A 17,499-nucleotide genomic window follows, 5' to 3' on the forward strand; every position below is an offset into this window, starting at 1 on the left:
ATCACGAGCGTTGTTGACAGTCGTGGGTCTTGAACATGGCGAAGACCTCCGGTGTGGTGGAGCTGTCTAGGACTGCACCACACGGAGGTCTTCTTGTCCCACCGTAATGCCCGGCTGACTGTCTTCGGGAGACGTCTGCTGATCGAACGTGTCTGCTCCGGTCGTCCGGTCGCTCATGTCGCGGCCGAGATGGGAATCTCGCGGGCCACGGCCCACAAGTGGGTGCGCCGCTGGCGCACGGAAGGCGATCAGGGGTTGTTCGACCGCTCGAGCCGACCGCACACGACCCCGCACCGCACGATCCCCGAGAAGGAAGCCGCGGTCTGTGATCTGCGGCAGGCCCGCAAGCTCGGCCCGGCCCGCATCGGCCCGATCCTCGGACTTCCCGCCTCCACGGTGCACCGAATCCTGACCCGTCACGGCCTGAACCGGCTCGCCTGGCTGGACCGCCCGACCGGCGAGCCGATCCGCCGCTACGAACGCGACCGGCCCGGCGAGCTGGTGCACGTCGACATCAAGAAACTCGGCAACATCCCCGACGGCGGCGGATGGCGCACCGTCGGCAGAACAGCCGGCAACCACAACCGTCAAGCCACCACCGACCAGCGCAAGAGCTGCAAACCGGTGATCGGATACAGCTACATCCACTCCGCCGTCGACGACCACACCCGCCTGGCCTACAGCGAGGTCCTCACCGACGAACGCCAGCACACCGCCATCGGGTTCTGGCAGCGCGCCCAAGCATTCTTCGCCCGCTACGGGATCACCGTCGAGCGGGTCCTGACCGACAACGGCTCCTGCTACAAATCCACACTCTTCACCCAAACACTGACCGCGGCCGGCATCGCCCACAAACGCACCCGCCCCTACCGACCTCAGACCAATGGCAAGGTCGAACGCTTCAACCGCACCCTCGCCGACGAGTGGGCCTACCAGCGGCCCTACACCACCAACGACGAGCGCACCGCGGCCCTGGCAGACTTCCTCCACACCTACAACCACCACCGCGGCCACACCGCACTCGGCGGCAACCCACCCATCACCCGCGCAAACAACCCTGCGGGTCAATACACCTAGACGCCGGTCCGCCCGTCGACCAGCTCGCGCACGATGTCGAGGTGGCCGTTGTGGCGGGAGGTCTCCTCGATGAGGTGGAGGAGCACCCAGCGGAGGTCCACGTGGCGGCCGTCGCTGATGGGGCGCTTGGCGGTCGCGTCCAGGTCGTGGTCGGACACCAGGCGACGGTAGCGGGCGCTCTGCTCCTCGTACTCGGCGAGGAGCCGGGGCAGCGGGATGTCGACCGCGGTGCGCATCTCGGGGTCGGGGTCGTCGTCGGTCGCCTCCGTGAGCGGCCCCTCCTGTTCGTTCCCCAGGAACATCACGTCGATCCAGTAGTTCTCGACCCACCGCAGATGGCTGATCAGCCCGCACATCGTCAGCAGCGGGGAACTCGGGAGCGGTGCCTTGCGGGCGTCCTCGGCGGACACGCCCTCGCACTTGTCCCGCGCCGTGTGGCGGGCGTAGTCCAGGTAGGTGGCCAGCTGCGTGCGCTCGTCCCAGGTGGGAGGCGTGTCGGTTCGTTGAGTCATCGCGGGAAGTCTGCCGTACCGCGGACGGGGTGTCGACGCGTCTTCGATCAACGCCGCCGAACGCCGTTCGGCGGTGTGCGACGACGCCTCGGCAGGATCCGCCGGCAAGCCCCTACCCGCCCCAGCCGCGCAGCTCCTGCGCTATCCGGCCGACGCCCGCGGAGCCGTCCTTGACCAGCCGGGCCAGATCGCGGACCTGTTCCGGCGAGGTGGTGACCTTGAGTCCGCTGGCGACGAGGTAGGCGTAGGCGACCGCCGACGCGAACATCGCGTTGGACCGCTCCAGGGCGGGGACGTGCACGAGGATCTGCAGCAGGGCCGCGGCGCGGTCGTGCGGGTCCGGGTAGACGGGGGTGCCGAAAATCTCCGCCTGGTGCCGGCTCACCGCCGCGAGCAGCGCGCCCCAGTCGGTGACCTGAGGGTCGCCGGGGGTGTTGTGCTCGGCGACCATGAGCAGCCAGGCCAAGTCGATGCGCAGGCTCAACGGCTGCCTTCGTGCTCCGAGCCGAACTCCTCCGCGAACACCGACTCATAGCTCTTCATGAAGTCGGCTGCGGCTTCGACGAAGGTGCGGCCGCGTTCACCCGCGTCCTGCTGGACCAGCTCTTCGATGTACCGGTTCACGCTGATGCCCCGGCGCGAAGCCCGGTCCCGGGCCGTCTCGGCGGTGGACTCTTCCACCCGCACGTTCAACTGGGTCTTGGCCATACCTACAAGCTAGCGCCGATCCGCTAGTATCGGCAAGTGGGCGCGAACGGATCGCGCCGGTGGCCCGCTACCGCAGGGGCTTGGTCCAGTGCCGCTACCGCAGGGGCTTGGTCCAGCGCCGCCACTGCTCCTCCGCGCCGTAGCCGGCCGCCTTCCAGGCGTGGTGCGCCACTTCGTTGCGCTGCAGGACCATCGCGTCCGACCGTCGCCCGCCCAGCGCCGCGAACCGCTCCTCGGTCGCGCGCAACAGCGCCGCGGCGATCCCCTGGCGTCGCGCGCCGGGGTGCACGGCCAACCGGTAGACGTGGCACCGCCAGCCGTCGAACCCGGCGATCACCGACCCCACGAGCGCGCCGCCGCGCTCCGCGAGGAGCAGCGCTTCCGGGTCCCGGGCGATCAGCCGGGCCACGCCCTGCTCGTCGTCGCTGATGCTGGCGCCCTCGGCCGCCACCTGCCAGAACCCGAGTACGGCCGTGATGTCCGAGGGGCCCGCCGCGCGGATGTGGAGATCGTCCATGCGGCGCAGTCAAACATCCGCGCCGTGCCGCGGCCACTGGTTTCGCCCCGTCGCGGCCGGAGCGACGGGGCGGAAACCAGCGTCGGTCAGGCCACGCCCAGCCAGCTCTCGGCGCCGAAGGAGCCCTTGATGTCGGAGGCGATGGTCTCGTGGTTCACCAGGAAGCCCAGCTCGAAGACGGTGGTCTTCTCCGGCCCGCGGACCCGCATGCGCACCGGGCTGTCGCCCGGGTGGGCGCGCAGGATCCGCTTGAGCTCGTTGATCGTGGGCTGGTTGAGCTTGTGGGCCCGCATGAACAGCTGGACGGGGGGCTTGCCGCCGTACTCGGCGGACGAGATGTCCAGCTCCATCAGTTCCTGGCCGGCGATGTTGATCGTTCCGTCGCGGTCGTTGATCCGTCCCGTCACGGCGACCACGGTGTCCGGGACCAGCGCGTGCTGCACGAGCTGGTAGGAGGCGGGGAAGAAGCAGATCTCCATGTTGGCGTCACGGTCGGCGAGGTGCACGATCGCCCACGCGTTGCCCTGCTTCGTCATCCGCCGCTCGACGGTGGTGATCAGCCCGGCGAGTTTCACCACGCCCTGGGTCTGCCCGGAGGCGATCAGATCGGCGATGGAGGTGTCGCGGTTGCGGGCGAGGATGTGCTCGGCCCCGTCCAGCGGGTGCGCCGAGACGTACAGCCCCAGCATCTCGCGCTCGGTCGACAGCAGCTGCTTGCGCGGCCACTCGTCGTCGCCGATCTTGAAGTCCAGACCGAAGCCGCCGCCGCCCTCGTCACCGCTGTCGAGGGCGCCGAAGAGGTCGTCCTGCCCGTACGCCTCGGCCTTCTTGACCGGGATGATGGCGTCGATGGCGTCCTCGTGGACCGCGGACAGCCCCTTGCGGGTGTGTCCGAGCGAGTCGAAGGCGCCGGCCTTGATGAGGGACTCCACGGCACGCTTGTTGAGCGTGGCGATCTCCGCCTTATCCAGGAAGTCGCTGAACGCGACGTACTTCCCCTTGGACTTGCGGGAGGCGACCAGCGACTCGATGACGTTCGTGCCCACGTTGCGCACGGACTTCAGGCCGAACCGGACGTCGTCGCCGACGGCGGTGAAGTCGGCGGTGGACTCGTTCACGTCCGGGGGCAGCACCCGGACGCCCATCTTGCGGGCGTCGGCCAGGTAGATGGCGGCCTTGTCCTTGTCGTCGTCCACCGAGGTGAGCAGCGCGGCCATGTACTCGGCGGGATAGTTCGCCTTGAGGTAGGCGGTCCAGTACGAGACCAGCCCGTAGCCGGCGGTGTGCGACTTGTTGAAGGCGTAGCCGGAGAACGGGAGCATGACGTCCCACAGCGCCTTGATGGACTCCTCGCTGTAGCCGTTGGTCTGCATGCCGCCGTGGAACTTCTCCCACTCGGCCGCCAGCACCTCGGGCTTCTTCTTGCCCATCGCGCGGCGCAGCAGGTCGGCGCCGCCGAGGCTGTAGCCGGCCAGTTCCCGGGCGATGGCCATGATCTGCTCCTGGTACACGAGCAGGTGGAACGTGGTACCCAGGATCGGGTCGAGCGCCTCGCGCAGCTCGGGGTGGATCGGCTCGATCTCCTGGCGGCCGTTCTTGCGGTGCGCGTAGTTGGTGTGCGCGTTGGCGGCCATCGGGCCCGGCCGGTAGAGCGCGAGGACGGCGGCGATGTCCTCGAACCGGGTCGGCTCCATCAGTTTGAGCAGGGCGCGCATGGCGCCGCCGTCGAGCTGGAAGACGCCCAGGGTGTCGCCGCGCGCCAGCAGTTCGTACGTGGTCTTGTCGTCCAGGGGGATGGTCTCGGACTTGATGTCCACCCCCCGGTTCTCCTTCACGATCTTCAGGGCGTGATGGATGATGCCCAGGTTCCGAAGACCCAGGAAGTCCATCTTGACCAGCCCCATGTTCTCGCAACTGGGGTAGTCGAAGCCGGTGATGATCACGCCGTCCTTGTCCCGGCGGTGCATCGGGATCAGGTCCAGCAGGGGTGTCTTCGAGAGGATCACCGCGGCCGCGTGCACACCGGTGCCGCGGACCAGGCCCTCGATGCCCTTCGCGGTGTCGATGACGCGCTTGACGTCCGGCTCGTTGTCGTACATCTGCCGGATCTCGCCCGCCTCGCCGTAGCGGGGGTGCGAGGGGTCGAACATGCCGGAGAGCGGGACGCCCTTGCCCATCACGTCGGCGGGCATCGCCTTGGTGATGCGGTCGCCCATCGCGAAGGGGTAGCCCAGGACCCGGGAGGAGTCCTTGACCGCGGCCTTGGCCTTGATGGTGCCGAACGTGTTGACCTGGGCGGTGTACTCCTCCCCGTACTTCTCGGTGACGTACCGCACCATCCGGTCGCGCTGGCGGTCGTCGAAGTCGAGGTCGACGTCGGGCGGGTTGATGCGCTCGGGGTTCAGGAACCGCTCGAACAGCAGGCCGTGCTCCAGGGGGCACAGCTCGGTGATGCGGGTGGCGTACGCGACGATGGAGCCGGTCGCGGAACCACGGCCGGGGCCGACGGGCACGTCGTTGTCACGGGCGTACTTGCAGATGTCGGCGACGACGAGGAAGTAGCTGGAGAACCCCATCGGACCGATGATCTTCATCTCGGTCTCGAAGCGGTCCATGACGGCGTCCGGGATGGGGTCGCCGTACCGCATCGCCAGGCCGCGCATGCACTCCTTGCGCAGCCAGGACTCCTGGTCCTCGCCCTCGGGCACCACAAACTGCGGCATCTGGTTGACCTCGGCGAAGACCTCGTCGTAGTCCTGGATGCGCTCGGCGATCAGCAATGTGTTGTCGCACGCCTCGGGGAGCTCGGAGAAGAGCTCCCGCATCTCGGCCGCGGTCTTGATGTAGTAGCCGGTGCCGTTGAACCGGAAGCGGCCCGGGTCGTCCTTGTTCTTGCCGACGCCGACGCACAGCAGCGTGTCGTGCGAGTCGGCCTCGCTCTCGTGCACGTAGTGCGAGTCGTTGGTCGCCAGCAGCGGGATGTTCAGCTGCTTGGCGATCTTGAGCAGGTCCTCGCGGACGTTGCGCTCGAGGTCCAGGCCGTGGTCCATCAGCTCCAGGAAGTAGTTCTCCTTGCCGAACATGTCCTGGAAGTCGGAGGCCGCCTGCAGGGCCGCGTCGAACTGGCCGAGCCGGATCCGGGTCTGGATCTCGCCCGAGGGGCAGCCCGTCGTCGCGATGATCCCCGAGGCGTGCTGGGAGATCAGTTCGCGGTCCATGCGGGGCTTGCCGTAGAAGCCCTCGAAGCTCGCGAGGGAGGAGAGCCGGAAGAGGTTCCGCAGCCCCTGCGCGTGCTCGGCCCACATCGTCATATGGGTGAAGCGGCCGCCGCCGCTGACGTCCTTGCTGCCCTCGCCGTCGTCCGAGACGGCCCGCTGCCCGCCGGGACCCCAGAACTCCGGCTTCCGGTTGCGCCGCGAGGACGGCGCCACATAGGCCTCGATGCCGATGATCGGCTTGACCGGGCCCTTCTTCGCCACCTGGAAGAACTCGTACGCGCCGAACATGTTGCCGTGGTCCGACATCGCCACGGCCGGCATCCCCTCCTCCTCGATCTTCTTGAAGAGGATGGGCAGTTTCTGCGCGCCGTCGAGAAGCGAGAACTGGGTGTGATTGTGCAGGTGGACAAAGCTGTCGGACACCGGGCAGGCACCTCCGGGGCGGGTCGCGGGAAGCCTCCACCCTATCCCTCGGCACCCGCCCCGGAAGCCTCTCCACAGCCCTTCGTCCATGATCGAAAACGGGGCCGAACAGTGACCTGGGGCGATCACGGAGCGAGTTCGTACGACACCGCCGGGTGGCCCGCGCGTGGCGTCGCCCGCGACCCGCCGAGCGCTTCGGCGCCCCCGCGCCACGCCGCTCCTTTGCCTTTCCTTTACTATGAGTCAGATCAAGTTCTCCGACGGAACGACCCGGAGAACCGACCCCGAAAACCCAGGAAAGGTGTGAGCGTCCCTCCATGGACGAACCCCCCAGTAGCCGGTGCCGTGCGGACCGACCGCCCCTGTCCGATCATGGGACGGAGGTGACCCGATGACCGAAGTACTGCTGCTGGTGGTCGCACTGCTGCTCACCCTCGCCTGCGGAGTCTTCGTCGCGGCCGAGTTCTCGCTGACCACGATCGAACGCGGCGAGCTGGAACGTGCGGAGCAGGCCGGTGAGCGCGGCGCGTCCGCGGCCCTGCAGGCCGTCCGCACCCTGACGCTGCAGCTGTCCGGCGCGCAGTTGGGGATCACGGTCACCGGACTCGTGATCGGCATGCTCGCCAAGAGCTCGATCTCCCAGCTGCTCAGCGGCCCGCTGCGGGCCGCCGGGCTGTCGGACTCCGTGGCCTCCTCCGCCGCGCTGGTGCTGGGCACCGCGCTGTCGACCGTGATGCTCATGGTCGTGGGCGAGCTCGTGCCGAAGAACTGGGCGATCTCCCGGCCGCTGCCGGTGGCCAAGGCGGTCGCCGCACCGCAGCGCGCCTTCACCACCGCGTTCGGCCCGTTCATCCGGCACCTGAACAACACCGCCAACCGGATACTGCACCGCATGGGCCTGGAGCCCGCGGAGGAGCTGGCCTCCGCGCGCGGTCCGCAGGAGCTGGTGGCGCTGGCCCGGCACTCGGCCAAGGCCGGCACGCTGGAGGCCGACACCGCCGAACTGTTCGTCCGCACCCTGAACCTGGCGGAACTCACCGCGCAGCACGTGATGACGCCGCGCGTGCAGGTCACCGCGCTCGACTCGCGCGCCACCGCCGAGGACGTCGTCGAGGCGACCCGCGCCACCGGCCTGTCCCGCTTCCCCGTCTACCGCGGTTCCCTCGACTCCGTCATCGGCACCGCCCACATCAAGGACGTGCTGGCCGTCCCCGCCGGGCGGCGCCCGCGCTTCCCGATCACCTCGCTGCTGCGCGAACCGCTGCTGGTGCCCGAGTCGCTGACCGTCGACCGACTGCTGGACCGGCTCGGCGGCAAGCAGTCGATGGCGGTCGTCATCGACGAGTACGGCGGCACTGCCGGCGTGGTCACCCTGGAGGACATCGTCGAGGAGGTCGTCGGCGAGGTACGCGACGAGCACGACCCGCACGAACTGTCCGACCTGACCTTCACCGGCGAGGACGCCGACGGCCGGCGGACCTACGACGCGGACGGCGCGACCCGCACCGACGACCAGCTGGAGGAGATCGGCCTGCACGCCCCCGAAGGCCCCTACGAGACGCTCGCCGGACTCGTCGCCCAGCGCCTGGGCCGGATCCCGGCCGCCGGGGACACCGTCGAGCTGGGCGGCTGGCGGCTCGAGGTCACCGAAGCGGCAGGCCGCCGCGCGTCGCGCGTCCGCATCACCGCACCGCCCGTTTCCCACCTCAGCCCGGCACCCGACGGGGAGCGCGCCCGATGACCGTCCTCCAACTGCTCATCGGCGCCCTGACACTCGTCGTCAACGCCTTCTTCGTCGGCGCCGAGTTCGCCATGATCTCGGTGCGCCGCAGCCAGATCGAAGGACGCGCCGACGACGGCGACCGACGCGCCCGCAGCGTCATCTGGGGCCTGGAGCACCTGTCACCACTGCTCGCCGCGGCCCAGCTCGGCATCACCGTCTGCACGCTGGTGCTCGGCATCGTCGCGGAACCGGCCATCGCGCATCTGCTCGAACCGGTCTTCCACGCCGTCGACGTGCCGGACGCGCTCATCCACCCGATCGCGTTCGTGATCGCCCTGGCCGTCGCCACCTACCTCCACATGCTCATCGGCGAGATGGTCCCCAAGAACGTCGCGCTGGCCGCGCCCGCGCGCAGCGCGCTGGCGCTCGGCCCGCCGCTGGTCGCCTTCACGCGGGCGCTGCGGCCGGTGATCTTCGCCATCAACGCCTTCGCCAACGCCCTCCTGCGACTGCTGCGGGTGGAGACGAAGGACGAGGTCGCGGCCGTCTTTTCCGACGCCCAGCTCTCCCGCATGGTGACCGACGCCGGCCAGGCGGGGCTGCTGGACTCGCGCGCCACCGAACGTCTGCAGGACGCCCTGGAACTGGGCCGCCGGCCCGTCGGCGAGGTGGCGCTGCCGACCGACCGCGTCGTGCGCGCCCCGCTCGGCATCACCCCGGAGGGCCTGGAGCAGCTGTCCGCGCGCTCCGGCTTCTCGCGCTTTCCGGTCGCGGAGTCCGACGGCGGCACAGTACTGGGCTATCTGCATGTGAAGGACGCCCTGTTCGCCGAAGGGCAGGACCGGCCCTTCCCCCGTTCCGCGCTGCGCCCCATCACCACGGTCAGCGCCGCCGGCCCGCTGGACGACGTCCTCACCGCGATGCGGGCAGGCCGGGCCCACCTGGCCTCCGTCGTCGACGAGCAGGGCCGGAGCATCGGCTTCGTCACCATGGCCGACGTCCTGAAGGAACTGGTCGGTCCGGCCGCGACCGGCAGGGACGCCAACGCGGAATCCGCATAAAGAAATACCCCGGACGCATTGACGTCCGGGGTATTTCTCTGCGTATATTAAGTGTTTCATGTCTTCGCGCGAAGAATAGCGCGGAAAAGTCTTATGCGAACACTGTACCGCGACAGGAGCTGAATTGTCAACCGAGGAATTGCAGAACGAACAGCAATTCGTCTCGCGTCTCTATGAGCGCCTCGACGCGCTCCGGGAGCAGGCCGAGAGCGCGGTGCAAGCGTCCTTCGCCCAAGTGGGCAAGGGCCTTCAAGCCCGCCTCGAGCGTGATGTGGCGGTCTCCGAGCGGACCGACCGGCTCTCCGCGCTCAATTCCGTGGAGTCCGGGCTCTGCTTCGGGCGCATCGACTTCGCCGACGGGATACGCCATCACATCGGCCGCATCGGAATCCGTCAGGACGACGAGGACAGGACTCCGCTCCTGGTGGACTGGCGGGCACCCGTCGCACGTCCTTTCTATCTCGCCACCGGGCATTCCCCGATGGGCCTGCGCCGCCGCCGGCACCTCACCACCCTCGGCCGTACCGTCACCGCGCTGCACGACGAGGTCCTGGACCTCGCCGACACGGTCCGCACCGGGCACGAGGACCCGCGCGGGGACGCCGTGCTCCTCGCCGCCCTCGGCGCTGCCCGCACCGGCCGGATGGCCGACATCGTGCAGACCATCCAGGCCGAGCAGGACGAGATCATCCGCGCCCCGCACCGTGGCGTGCTCGTCGTCGAGGGCGGCCCCGGCACCGGCAAGACCGCCGTCGCGCTGCACCGCGCGGCGTACCTGCTCTACGCGTACCGCGAGCAGCTCGCCCGCCGCGCCGTGCTGATCGTCGGTCCCAACCCGGCCTTCCTCGGTTACATCGGCGAGGTGCTGCCCTCGCTCGGCGAGACCGGTGTGCTGCTGTCGACCGTGGGAGAGCTCTTCCCTGGCGTCAGCGCCAGCGGAACGGACACCCCCGAAGCAGCCGCCCTCAAGGGGCGGGCCGAGATGGCCGACGTCCTCGCCCGCGCGCTGCGTGACCGCCAGACCGTCCCCCACCCGGCCCTTCCCATCCAGCACGAGCGCGAGACGCTGCTGCTGGAGCGGGCCGTCGCGGAGGACGCCCGGCACTGCGCACGTCAGACCCGGCTCCCGCACAACCTGGCCCGCGCCCACTTCGGCCGCTTCGTCCTCGACGCGCTCACCGCGCAGCTCGCCGACCGGCTGGGCACGGACCCCTACGACGGGGAGAACTTCCTCGACCCGGAGGAGGTCGAGCAGCTGGGCCGCGAACTGAACGACAACCCCGCGGTGCACGCCGCCATCGACGCGCACTGGCCCTACCTCACCCCGCGGCAACTGGTCGGCGACTTCCTCGCCGACCCCGTCCAGCTGCCGGAGGCGGAAGCCGCGTCGATCCGCCGTAGCGGCGGCGACTGGACCGTCGGCGACATCCCGCTCCTCGACGAGGCCGCCGAGCTGCTGGGCGAGGACGACCGGGCCGCGCGGGCCGCGGCGGCGCGTGAGCGCGGCGAACAGGTCGCCTACGCCCAGGGGGTGCTGGAGCTCTCCTACGGCTCGCGCACCTTCGAGTTCGAGGGCGAGGAGTCCGAGGTGCTGTCCGCCCACGACCTCATCGACGCCGAGCGCTTCGCCGACCGGCACGAGGAGGCCGACCACCGCAGCGCCGCGGAACGCGCCGCCGCCGATCGCACCTGGGCCTTCGGCCACATCATCGTGGACGAGGCGCAGGAGCTGTCCGCGATGGCGTGGCGGCTGCTGATGCGCCGCTGCCCGACGCGCTCGCTGACCCTGGTCGGCGACCCCGCCCAGACCGGCGATCCGGCGGGCTGCGACTCATGGCAGCAGATCCTGGGCCCGTACGTCGGCGACCGCTGGAGCCATGCGCGGCTCGGCGTCAACTACCGCACCCCGGCCGAGATCATGGAGCTGGCCGCCGGGGTGGCGCGGGCCGCCGACCCGTCGTACGAGCCGCCGCGCTCGGTACGCTCGACGGGCGTGCGGCCCCAGGTGTGCGTCACGGACGACATCGTCCGCTCGGTCGCGGAGGCCGCGTCCCTCGAGACCCCGGACGACGGCCGGCTCGCGGTGATCGCGCCGCGGGCGCTGCACGAGGAGCTGGCCGGGAAGCTGCCGGGGGTGACGGCCGGCGAGGAGCCCGACCTGACGCGGTCGCCGGTGCTGCTCGACCCCCGGCAGGCCAAGGGGCTGGAGTTCGACTCGGTGATCGTCGTCGAGCCGGCGCTCATCGTCTCCGGTTCCGCGCGCGGAGCCAGCGATCTCTACGTCGCCCTGACCCGCGCCACCCGGTCGCTCGCGGTGGTGCACACCGGCCGGCTTCCGGCGGGCCTGCGGGAGTGACCGCGGGAGCCGGAGCCGGCCGTCGGCCGCGTGCGGTCAGCCCAGCGCCTTGAGGAGTTCGGCGGCGAGCGGCGCGGACGAGGCCGGGTTCTGCCCGGTGATCAGGTTGCGGTCCACGACCACGTACGGGGCCCAGGCCGCGCCCTCCTGGAAGTCCGCGCCGAGCTCGACGAGCCGGTCCTGGAGCAGCCACTTCGCCTTGTCGGCGAAGCCCGCCTGGGTCTCCTCGGCGTTGGTGAAACCGGTCAGCCGGTAGCCCGCGAACGGTGAGGTGCCGTCGGGGCGGGTGGTGGCGAGCAGCGCCGCGGGGGCGTGGCAGACCACGCCGAGCGGCTTGCCGGAGTCCAGGGCGGCGGTGAGCAGCCGGCCGGAGTCGGCGTTGACGGCCAGGTCCTCCATCGGGCCGTGGCCGCCGGGGTAGAAGACCGCGTCGTAGTCGGCCAGTTCGACGTCCTCGAGCTTGATCGGCTTCTTCAGCTCGGTCATCGCGGACAGTTCGGCGACAATCGCGTCGGCGGCCTCCTTACCGCCGTTCACCTCCGGTGCGAGGCTCCCGCGGTCGACCGTGGGGACGACGCCGCCGGGGGTGGCGACCACGATCGTGTGGCCGGCGCCGGTGAAGGCGCGGTAGGGGGCCACGGCCTCCTCGGCCCAGAAACCGGTGGGGTGCTGGGTGCCGTCGGCCAGGGTCCAGTGGTCGGCGCCGGTCATCACGAAAAGGATCTCTGCCATGTCACGTCTTTCGGTGGGCGCGTCGGTCCGGCCTTCCATCGGGGGAAGCGCCGGATCGCTGTGGAGTTCGAACGTAGGGCGCCTTCCCATCGAAATCCAATAGAATCACCACCATGACCCATAGGAATCCCGATGGATCGGAGCTGCCGGGGCCGGAGCCCGCGCCGATGGACCTCACCCTGCTGCGGACCTTCCTGGCCGTGCACCGCGCCGGCTCGTTCACCGCGGCCGCACGACTGCTCGGCCTGTCGCAGCCCACCGTGACCGCCCAGGTCCGCGCCCTGGAGGAGCGGCTGGGGCGGCAGCTTTTCGACCGGCTGCCGCGCGGCGTCGCACCCACCGCGGTCGCCGACCAACTGGCGGCCGACGTCGCGCAGCCACTGGACGCCCTCGCGGCGGTCACCGGCCGGGACCACGCCGACCACCGGATAGCCGCGGAACCGGTGCACCTGGCCGGCCCCGCCGAGCTGCTGTGCCTGCGGGCGCTGCCCGCCCTGGCCCCGCTGACCGGCGAGGGGGTGCGGCTGCGGATCGCCACCGGCCTCACGGACGACCTGCTCGAAGGGCTCCGCGCGGGCCGCTACGACCTCGTGATCTCGACGGTCCGGCCGCGCGGGCGCAGCGTCAGCGCCGTCCCGCTCATGGACGAGGAGTTCGTCCTCGTCGCCGCGCCCTCCTGGGCCGACCGGATCGGCCCGGGGCGGGTCGCGGTCGACGGGCCGGCCGCGCTGCGGGACGCCCCGTTGATCACCTACGCGGAGGACCTGCCCATCGCGCGCCGCTACTGGCGCCACGTCTTCGGCACCCGGCTGTCCGCCCAGGCCGCCATCACCGTCCCGGACCTGCGCGGCGTCCTCGCCGCGGTCGTCGCCGGAGCCGGGGTCACCGTCCTGCCGCGCTACCTGTGCGCCGCCGAGATCGCCTCGGGCGCTCTCGTGCCGCTCCTCGAACCCGAGGACCCGCCCATCAACACCGCCTACCTCGCCCAGCGCCCCGGCGCCGCGGAACTCCCGCACGTCGCCCTGGTCCACGACCAGCTGCTGCGGGCGGGGCGTACTTGGTAGCCGTCCCGCAAAGATTGGATGCCTGCGTCCGTCGCAAGTGAACCGGGACGGGACGTTGCCGTGCGGCGGGCCCTTTTCCAGCAACTTCCCTTGACGGACGACGGCATCGCCCAGCGCTGAACATCGGATGAAGACACACCGGCGAGGCGGCCACGAAGCTGCTCTGGTACGCGCCCGATGAGGCCCAGCGCGTCGTGCCGGCGGGTCAGCTCCACCCGTCCTGACCGCGGGGCCGGGTGCGGCCGCTCCGGCGGTGGCCGCCCCGCCCGGTCCGGTCCTGCCCGGTCCGGTCCGGTCCGGTCCTGCTCAGTCCTTCCTGGGGACGAACGGAGTGCCGGTGCGCGAGGAGACGGCCAGGGTGTGGACCTTGCCGTCAGGGCCGATCTCGATGACCGGCACGGCCTTGTTCTCGGCGGAGCCGTCGTTGGCGAAGGAGATGTACCCGCTCGCCCCCTTCACCGCGTCGACCCCGTGCAGCGTCTGCCAGATCTGGATCATCTGGGAGCCGGTCACCCGGCCGTTGGATTCGGGGAAGGCGCCGACCATGCGGGCGCCGTCGACCGCCGCGCTGACCGCGTCATGCCCCATGATCGCCTGGCCGTCGTCGAGCGCCTCCATCGGGAACTTCGCCTGGAAGTAGCCGTGCCTGCCGAGGATGCCGGAGTCCGTCGTCACCCCCGGCCGGGTACGCGTCCGACCGCTTCTGCCAGGCCTCGGGGTGGGCGAGGCCGGTGTACAGCAGCCGGACGGTGCCGCTGCGCAGGGTCTCCTTGATCTCGTCGAAACCGGCGGCCTGGGCGACCTGCGAGGCGTCGTCGCCGGACAACACGATGAGCTTGCGGTCGGAGCACGGACGGTTCTTGAGCGGTGCCAGGAAGCTGGGCAGGTTCACACCGCGCCCGGCGAAGTAGATGACATCGGGCCTGACCGCGCACAGGTTGGCCATCCGGGTCGCGAACGCGGTGGCGACGCCCTCCTGCGAGGAGTCATACTGCTCGACCTGCCCGGCCAGCCGTTCCTTCGGAAAGGCCGACAGGAACGCCTTGCCGAGCGTGTGGCTGTACTGGTCGTCGGGCCGGGCGTCCTGTATCACCATCACCTTCAGAGCGGCGAAGGGCGGCTGCTTCAGGAAGGCGGCGGCGGCGACCGCTTCGTCGGTGTTGGTCGGGGCGGTGCGCACCAGCCCCGGAATCCTGGCGAGCGTGTCGGCGGTCAGGACGGAGCCGACCGCCGCGAGATGCAGGCCGCCGGACTCCGTGTTGCCCGTGACCTTCCCTATCATCCGCGCGGTCGCGTCCGTACTGGTGCCCAGGCCCGCGACGGCCACGATGTGCTCCGGGCCCACCCGGGCGCGGATCTCCTCCAGCGTGGCGTCCCGCTGCTCGTCGGTGCTGCCGCAGTTGGCCAGGAGCAGCCGGATGCGCGGGACGTCGCCCGCGCCGAGCGTGTTGTTCTTCTCGTACTGTGCCGCGTACGCGCCCTGGATCTCGTGCCGCACCGAGTCCGGAGTGTTGGTGTCCCCGGGGCCGGGGACCAGCGGCATGAGGTAGACGATGCTGACGAAAGAGCGGTTGTCCCGGTCGACCGCCGCGTTCTGCGTGTGGATCAGGTCGGAGACCGCCGCCAGGTCGACGGAGAAGTGGAACGAGCCGTCCGTCACGCCGACACAACCGCGGTCCGCCCCGACGCGCCTGACCCCGTCGGCGCACGAGGTGTCCTCCGGCCACAGCGCCCAGGTGAGCGTGCCACCGACGAGCGCGAGCACCAGCACGCCCAGCACCACGTTCCACGGCCACCGCATCCACAGATGGCGGCTGGTCACCCAATGGCCCCTGGTCGACATCACGCGCTCCTTCGGGAAGGGATCGAACAGGATCGGGAAGTGATCGGACAGGGCCCGCTGCCGACGTCAGTCGGTGAAACGGGCGGCTTCGTCCAGCAGCGTGTCGGTGTCGGCGTCCGCCGCCAGCGCCAGCTGCCGGAACATGGCACTGATCTTGTAGTTGAGTTCAGGGCGGCCCGGCGGCAGCCGGTTGCGGGGATCGCCCGCGAGCCAGAGCGCGGCCGCGAGCTCGGCCAGCGGCCGCCCGGTGACCGGGTCGGCGTACGCGGCCGGCGCGTGCTCGCGGGCCAGCCAGCCGGCGTTGTGCGACGGCTGCGCGTCCGTGAGCTGCGCGCGGCGCATCGGGGCCGCGGTGACGTGGTAGAGCTCGCGCAGCCACGGCACCGCGTCGGGAGCACCGAATCCGCGCGCGAAGTACGCGACCACCGCGTCGAGTTCGTCGAGCGCCAACCGGTGGTAGAGCGCGTCCAGCGGGCGGCCGAAGCGCTCGTGCCAGGCACCCACGGTCCGATGCGCCTGCTGCCACGCGGTCGGGCCGCCGGGCGGGCCCGGCTGCCCGGCGAGTTCCTCCAGCAGAAGCAGTCGCAGCCAGGGATGCAGCACCGGCCGCTGCTCGGAGCCGCCGGCCGCCGGCAGATAGCCCGAAGGCCCGCGCCCGCCACGGGTGTTGGCGTCCTCCGGGACGGGCGCGAACAGCCACAGCTGGTTGCGCAGTTCGAGCATCACGGTGTCCCGGGCGTGCTCTGACAGGTCGTTGAGCAACCCGGAGTTGACGGCCGCCGCCGGGGTCCTGGCCGCGGCGACCGGTACGGCCGCGGCGCGCTGGTCGGTGGTCAGCCCGTCGAGCAGGTAGTCGCGGGCGACGGCGCCGAGCGGCGGCCGGCGCGCCGGGTCGCCGTCGCCGCCCGGCACCGGGGTGTCCAGCAGGCCGTACAGATCACGGTCGGACACGCCCGCCGCGAGCAGCCCGCCGATGGCGGTGTGGACCTGCTGGACGCTCCACGGGTGGCCGTAGGTGAGCCGGTGCACCAGCGGGGTGGCGCGGGCCAGCCGCGTGGCGTGCACGGGGTGGCGTCCCGCCTCGAGCGACACCTCGACCTCGTACAGGTCGCGCAGCCGCACCGGGTACCACCAGTCGGCGGGCGGAGCGTCGGTGCGTGGCCGCCAGTCGGCGTACGAGGCGCGGTCGGCCGGGTGGATGTACGGGTCGCCGGGGCGGCCGTCCGCGGGTCCCGGCACCGCGCGGGTGGTGGCACTCGTCGCCACGATCAGCAGCGGGTCGTATCGGCCCGGCTGCGACACCGCGTGCTCGGCACGCAGCCGTACCAGCAGGTCCAGGAAGCGGGTGCCGCGGCTGTGGTCGATGTTGTCGAGCAGCACCAGGCAGTTGTGGTCCCGGCGCCCGTGCGCGTACGCGGCGCGCAGATCGGCCAGGAACGCCTCGCACAGCCGGCGGTCCACCGCCTCCCGGTGCTCCTCCGCCGTGCTGCGGCTGCGCAGGTTCAGCTCGACCAGCTCGTCCATCGCCGTCGGCGGTCCGAGCGAGCCGTACCAGTGGTAGGTCTGGTTGAGGAAGGTGCGGGTCGGCATGTACTCGAACCCGCGCAGCAGCACGCCGATGATCAGGTCGGTGCCGGGGATCGGTGACAGGCCCAGCGAGTCGACGATCGTCGTGATCCCCTCGCCCGCGTCGACCGCGGCGCCGCGGCTGCGGGCCTGGCGCAACGCGCTGCGCAGTTCACGGGTGGCCTGCTCCCGATCGGTGAGCGAAAGCTCGGGCTGCACCGCCAGCAGACCGAGCAGCAGTCGCGGGAAGCGCAGCGGCCTGATCCCGGTGTGCTTGCGCGCCAGCAGGAACGCGAGGTGCACGGCGACCTCGTACGGCCGCTGCGCGTCAGCCGCCGCGAAGTCGATCCGGGCGGCGGGTGCCCCGCGCGTCACGGTCTCGAAGTGGTCGAGCGCGAACGTCTTGCCGCTGCCGGGACGTCCCAGCAGCGCGATCAGCGGCAGCGCCCGGTCCTGCGCGCGGGACGGTCGTGACCAGCACTCATGCACCAGAGCGTCGATCTCGCCCAGCCCAGCAGGCGGCGCTTGCACCATGCCCGTCCCCCTCGCGGCGCGTGATCGCAGGGACAGCATGGTGCCATGGCGGGCCCCGCGAGGAAGGGTCTTTGGCCGTTCCCGGACACGCCTGGTGTCCGGGTGCACACGGCGCGTGCGGCTTCGGCTGCCATTCGCCCGGTTCCGGGTGAATCCGCTCCCGCA

At 70.9% G+C, this 17,499-nt stretch carries 14 protein-coding genes; 5 read left to right on the forward strand and 9 right to left on the reverse strand.

Translation table 11 applies throughout. From position 1 onward, the window contains the following. Positions 1-93 precede the first annotated feature (93 nt). Positions 94-1,077: an IS481 family transposase gene (locus tag M2266_RS02830; protein WP_277436652.1), complete on the forward strand. Its 984-nt coding sequence runs from the start codon at positions 94-96 to the stop codon at positions 1,075-1,077. Here M2266_RS02830 and M2266_RS02835 read toward each other — a convergent pair. The 5 genes from M2266_RS02835 to dnaE form a co-directional block, all read right to left on the reverse strand. Next, positions 1,074-1,589 carry a DinB family protein gene (locus tag M2266_RS02835; RefSeq protein ID WP_277436653.1) on the reverse strand — a complete coding sequence of 172 codons (516 nt, stop codon included), beginning with the start codon at positions 1,587-1,589 and terminating at the stop codon, positions 1,074-1,076. The genes M2266_RS02830 and M2266_RS02835 overlap by 4 nt on opposite strands. Positions 1,590-1,701: 112 nt before the next feature. Continuing rightward, positions 1,702-2,073 (reverse strand): fic family toxin-antitoxin system, toxin component, encoded by a 372-nt coding sequence (locus M2266_RS02840; protein ID WP_277436654.1) that lies wholly within the window; start codon positions 2,071-2,073, stop codon positions 1,702-1,704. Beyond that, positions 2,070-2,297: an antitoxin gene (locus M2266_RS02845; RefSeq protein WP_277436655.1), complete on the reverse strand. Its 228-nt coding sequence runs from the start codon at positions 2,295-2,297 to the stop codon at positions 2,070-2,072. Before M2266_RS02845 ends, M2266_RS02840 begins: the two co-directional genes overlap by 4 nt. A gap of 94 nt (positions 2,298-2,391) precedes the next feature. After that, entirely contained in the window at positions 2,392-2,814 is a 423-nt protein-coding gene (locus tag M2266_RS02850) for a GNAT family N-acetyltransferase (RefSeq protein ID WP_277436656.1), read from the reverse strand. Positions 2,815-2,900: 86 nt separating this feature from the next. Next, on the reverse strand, positions 2,901-6,455 hold the full coding sequence (dnaE, locus tag M2266_RS02855; RefSeq protein ID WP_277436657.1) for a DNA polymerase III subunit alpha: 3,555 nt from the start codon (positions 6,453-6,455) through the stop codon (positions 2,901-2,903). A 391-nt stretch (positions 6,456-6,846) separates the two neighbouring features. Between dnaE and M2266_RS02860 the strand changes: the two genes are divergently transcribed. The 3 genes from M2266_RS02860 (at position 6,847) to M2266_RS02870 (ending at position 11,595) form a co-directional block, all read left to right on the forward strand. Beyond that, complete coding sequence (locus M2266_RS02860; RefSeq protein WP_277436658.1) at positions 6,847-8,196, forward strand: hemolysin family protein; 1,350 nt, start codon at positions 6,847-6,849, stop codon at positions 8,194-8,196. Further along, positions 8,193-9,239 carry a hemolysin family protein gene (locus tag M2266_RS02865; RefSeq protein ID WP_277436659.1) on the forward strand — a complete coding sequence of 349 codons (1,047 nt, stop codon included), beginning with the start codon at positions 8,193-8,195 and terminating at the stop codon, positions 9,237-9,239. The genes M2266_RS02860 and M2266_RS02865 overlap by 4 nt, the downstream gene beginning before the upstream one ends. A gap of 124 nt (positions 9,240-9,363) precedes the next feature. Next, complete coding sequence (locus tag M2266_RS02870; protein WP_277436660.1) at positions 9,364-11,595, forward strand: AAA family ATPase; 2,232 nt, start codon at positions 9,364-9,366, stop codon at positions 11,593-11,595. Positions 11,596-11,631: 36 nt separating this feature from the next. Here M2266_RS02870 and M2266_RS02875 read toward each other — a convergent pair whose 3' ends face one another. Then, the gene (locus M2266_RS02875) at positions 11,632-12,327 is read right to left on the reverse strand and encodes a type 1 glutamine amidotransferase domain-containing protein (RefSeq protein WP_277436661.1); all 696 of its coding nucleotides are present in this window, start codon (positions 12,325-12,327) and stop codon (positions 11,632-11,634) included. 113 nt (positions 12,328-12,440) lie between these two features. Here M2266_RS02875 and M2266_RS02880 point away from each other — a divergent pair, with 113 nt between their 5' ends. Next, complete coding sequence (locus M2266_RS02880; RefSeq protein ID WP_277436662.1) at positions 12,441-13,391, forward strand: LysR family transcriptional regulator; 951 nt, start codon at positions 12,441-12,443, stop codon at positions 13,389-13,391. 306 nt (positions 13,392-13,697) lie between these two features. On the opposite strand, the gene M2266_RS02885 is transcribed toward M2266_RS02880, so the two are convergent. The 3 genes from M2266_RS02885 to M2266_RS02895 all read right to left on the reverse strand — a co-directional run bounded on the left by M2266_RS02885 (position 13,698) and on the right by M2266_RS02895 (position 17,334). Continuing rightward, positions 13,698-14,009 (reverse strand): hypothetical protein, encoded by a 312-nt coding sequence (locus M2266_RS02885; protein WP_277436663.1) that lies wholly within the window; start codon positions 14,007-14,009, stop codon positions 13,698-13,700. Beyond that, positions 13,969-15,234 (reverse strand): ABC transporter substrate-binding protein, encoded by a 1,266-nt coding sequence (locus tag M2266_RS02890; protein WP_277436664.1) that lies wholly within the window; start codon positions 15,232-15,234, stop codon positions 13,969-13,971. Before M2266_RS02890 ends, M2266_RS02885 begins: the two co-directional genes overlap by 41 nt. A 66-nt stretch (positions 15,235-15,300) precedes the next feature. Continuing rightward, positions 15,301-17,334 (reverse strand): hypothetical protein, encoded by a 2,034-nt coding sequence (locus M2266_RS02895; protein ID WP_277436665.1) that lies wholly within the window; start codon positions 17,332-17,334, stop codon positions 15,301-15,303. Between the last annotated feature and the right edge of the window lie 165 nt (positions 17,335-17,499).

Source organism: Streptomyces sp. SPB162, from assembly GCF_029504575.1.
Lineage (GTDB): Bacteria > Actinomycetota > Actinomycetes > Streptomycetales > Streptomycetaceae > Actinacidiphila.

Excerpts from the sequence above, each read along its gene's own strand:
- M2266_RS02835 (WP_277436653.1), bottom strand. The coding sequence starts at position 1,589 with ATGACTCAACGAACCGACACGCCTCCCACCTGGGACGAGCGCACGCAG.
- M2266_RS02845 (WP_277436655.1), bottom strand. The coding sequence starts at position 2,297 with ATGGCCAAGACCCAGTTGAACGTGCGGGTGGAAGAGTCCACCGCCGAG.
- M2266_RS02850 (WP_277436656.1), bottom strand. The coding sequence starts at position 2,814 with ATGGACGATCTCCACATCCGCGCGGCGGGCCCCTCGGACATCACGGCC.
- M2266_RS02860 (WP_277436658.1), top strand. The coding sequence starts at position 6,847 with ATGACCGAAGTACTGCTGCTGGTGGTCGCACTGCTGCTCACCCTCGCC.
- M2266_RS02865 (WP_277436659.1), top strand. The coding sequence starts at position 8,193 with ATGACCGTCCTCCAACTGCTCATCGGCGCCCTGACACTCGTCGTCAAC.
- M2266_RS02875 (WP_277436661.1), bottom strand. The coding sequence starts at position 12,327 with ATGGCAGAGATCCTTTTCGTGATGACCGGCGCCGACCACTGGACCCTG.
- M2266_RS02880 (WP_277436662.1), top strand. The coding sequence starts at position 12,441 with ATGACCCATAGGAATCCCGATGGATCGGAGCTGCCGGGGCCGGAGCCC.
- M2266_RS02885 (WP_277436663.1), bottom strand. The coding sequence starts at position 14,009 with ATGGAGGCGCTCGACGACGGCCAGGCGATCATGGGGCATGACGCGGTC.
- M2266_RS02890 (WP_277436664.1), bottom strand. The coding sequence starts at position 15,234 with ATGTCGACCAGGGGCCATTGGGTGACCAGCCGCCATCTGTGGATGCGG.
- M2266_RS02895 (WP_277436665.1), bottom strand. The coding sequence starts at position 17,334 with ATGGTGCAAGCGCCGCCTGCTGGGCTGGGCGAGATCGACGCTCTGGTG.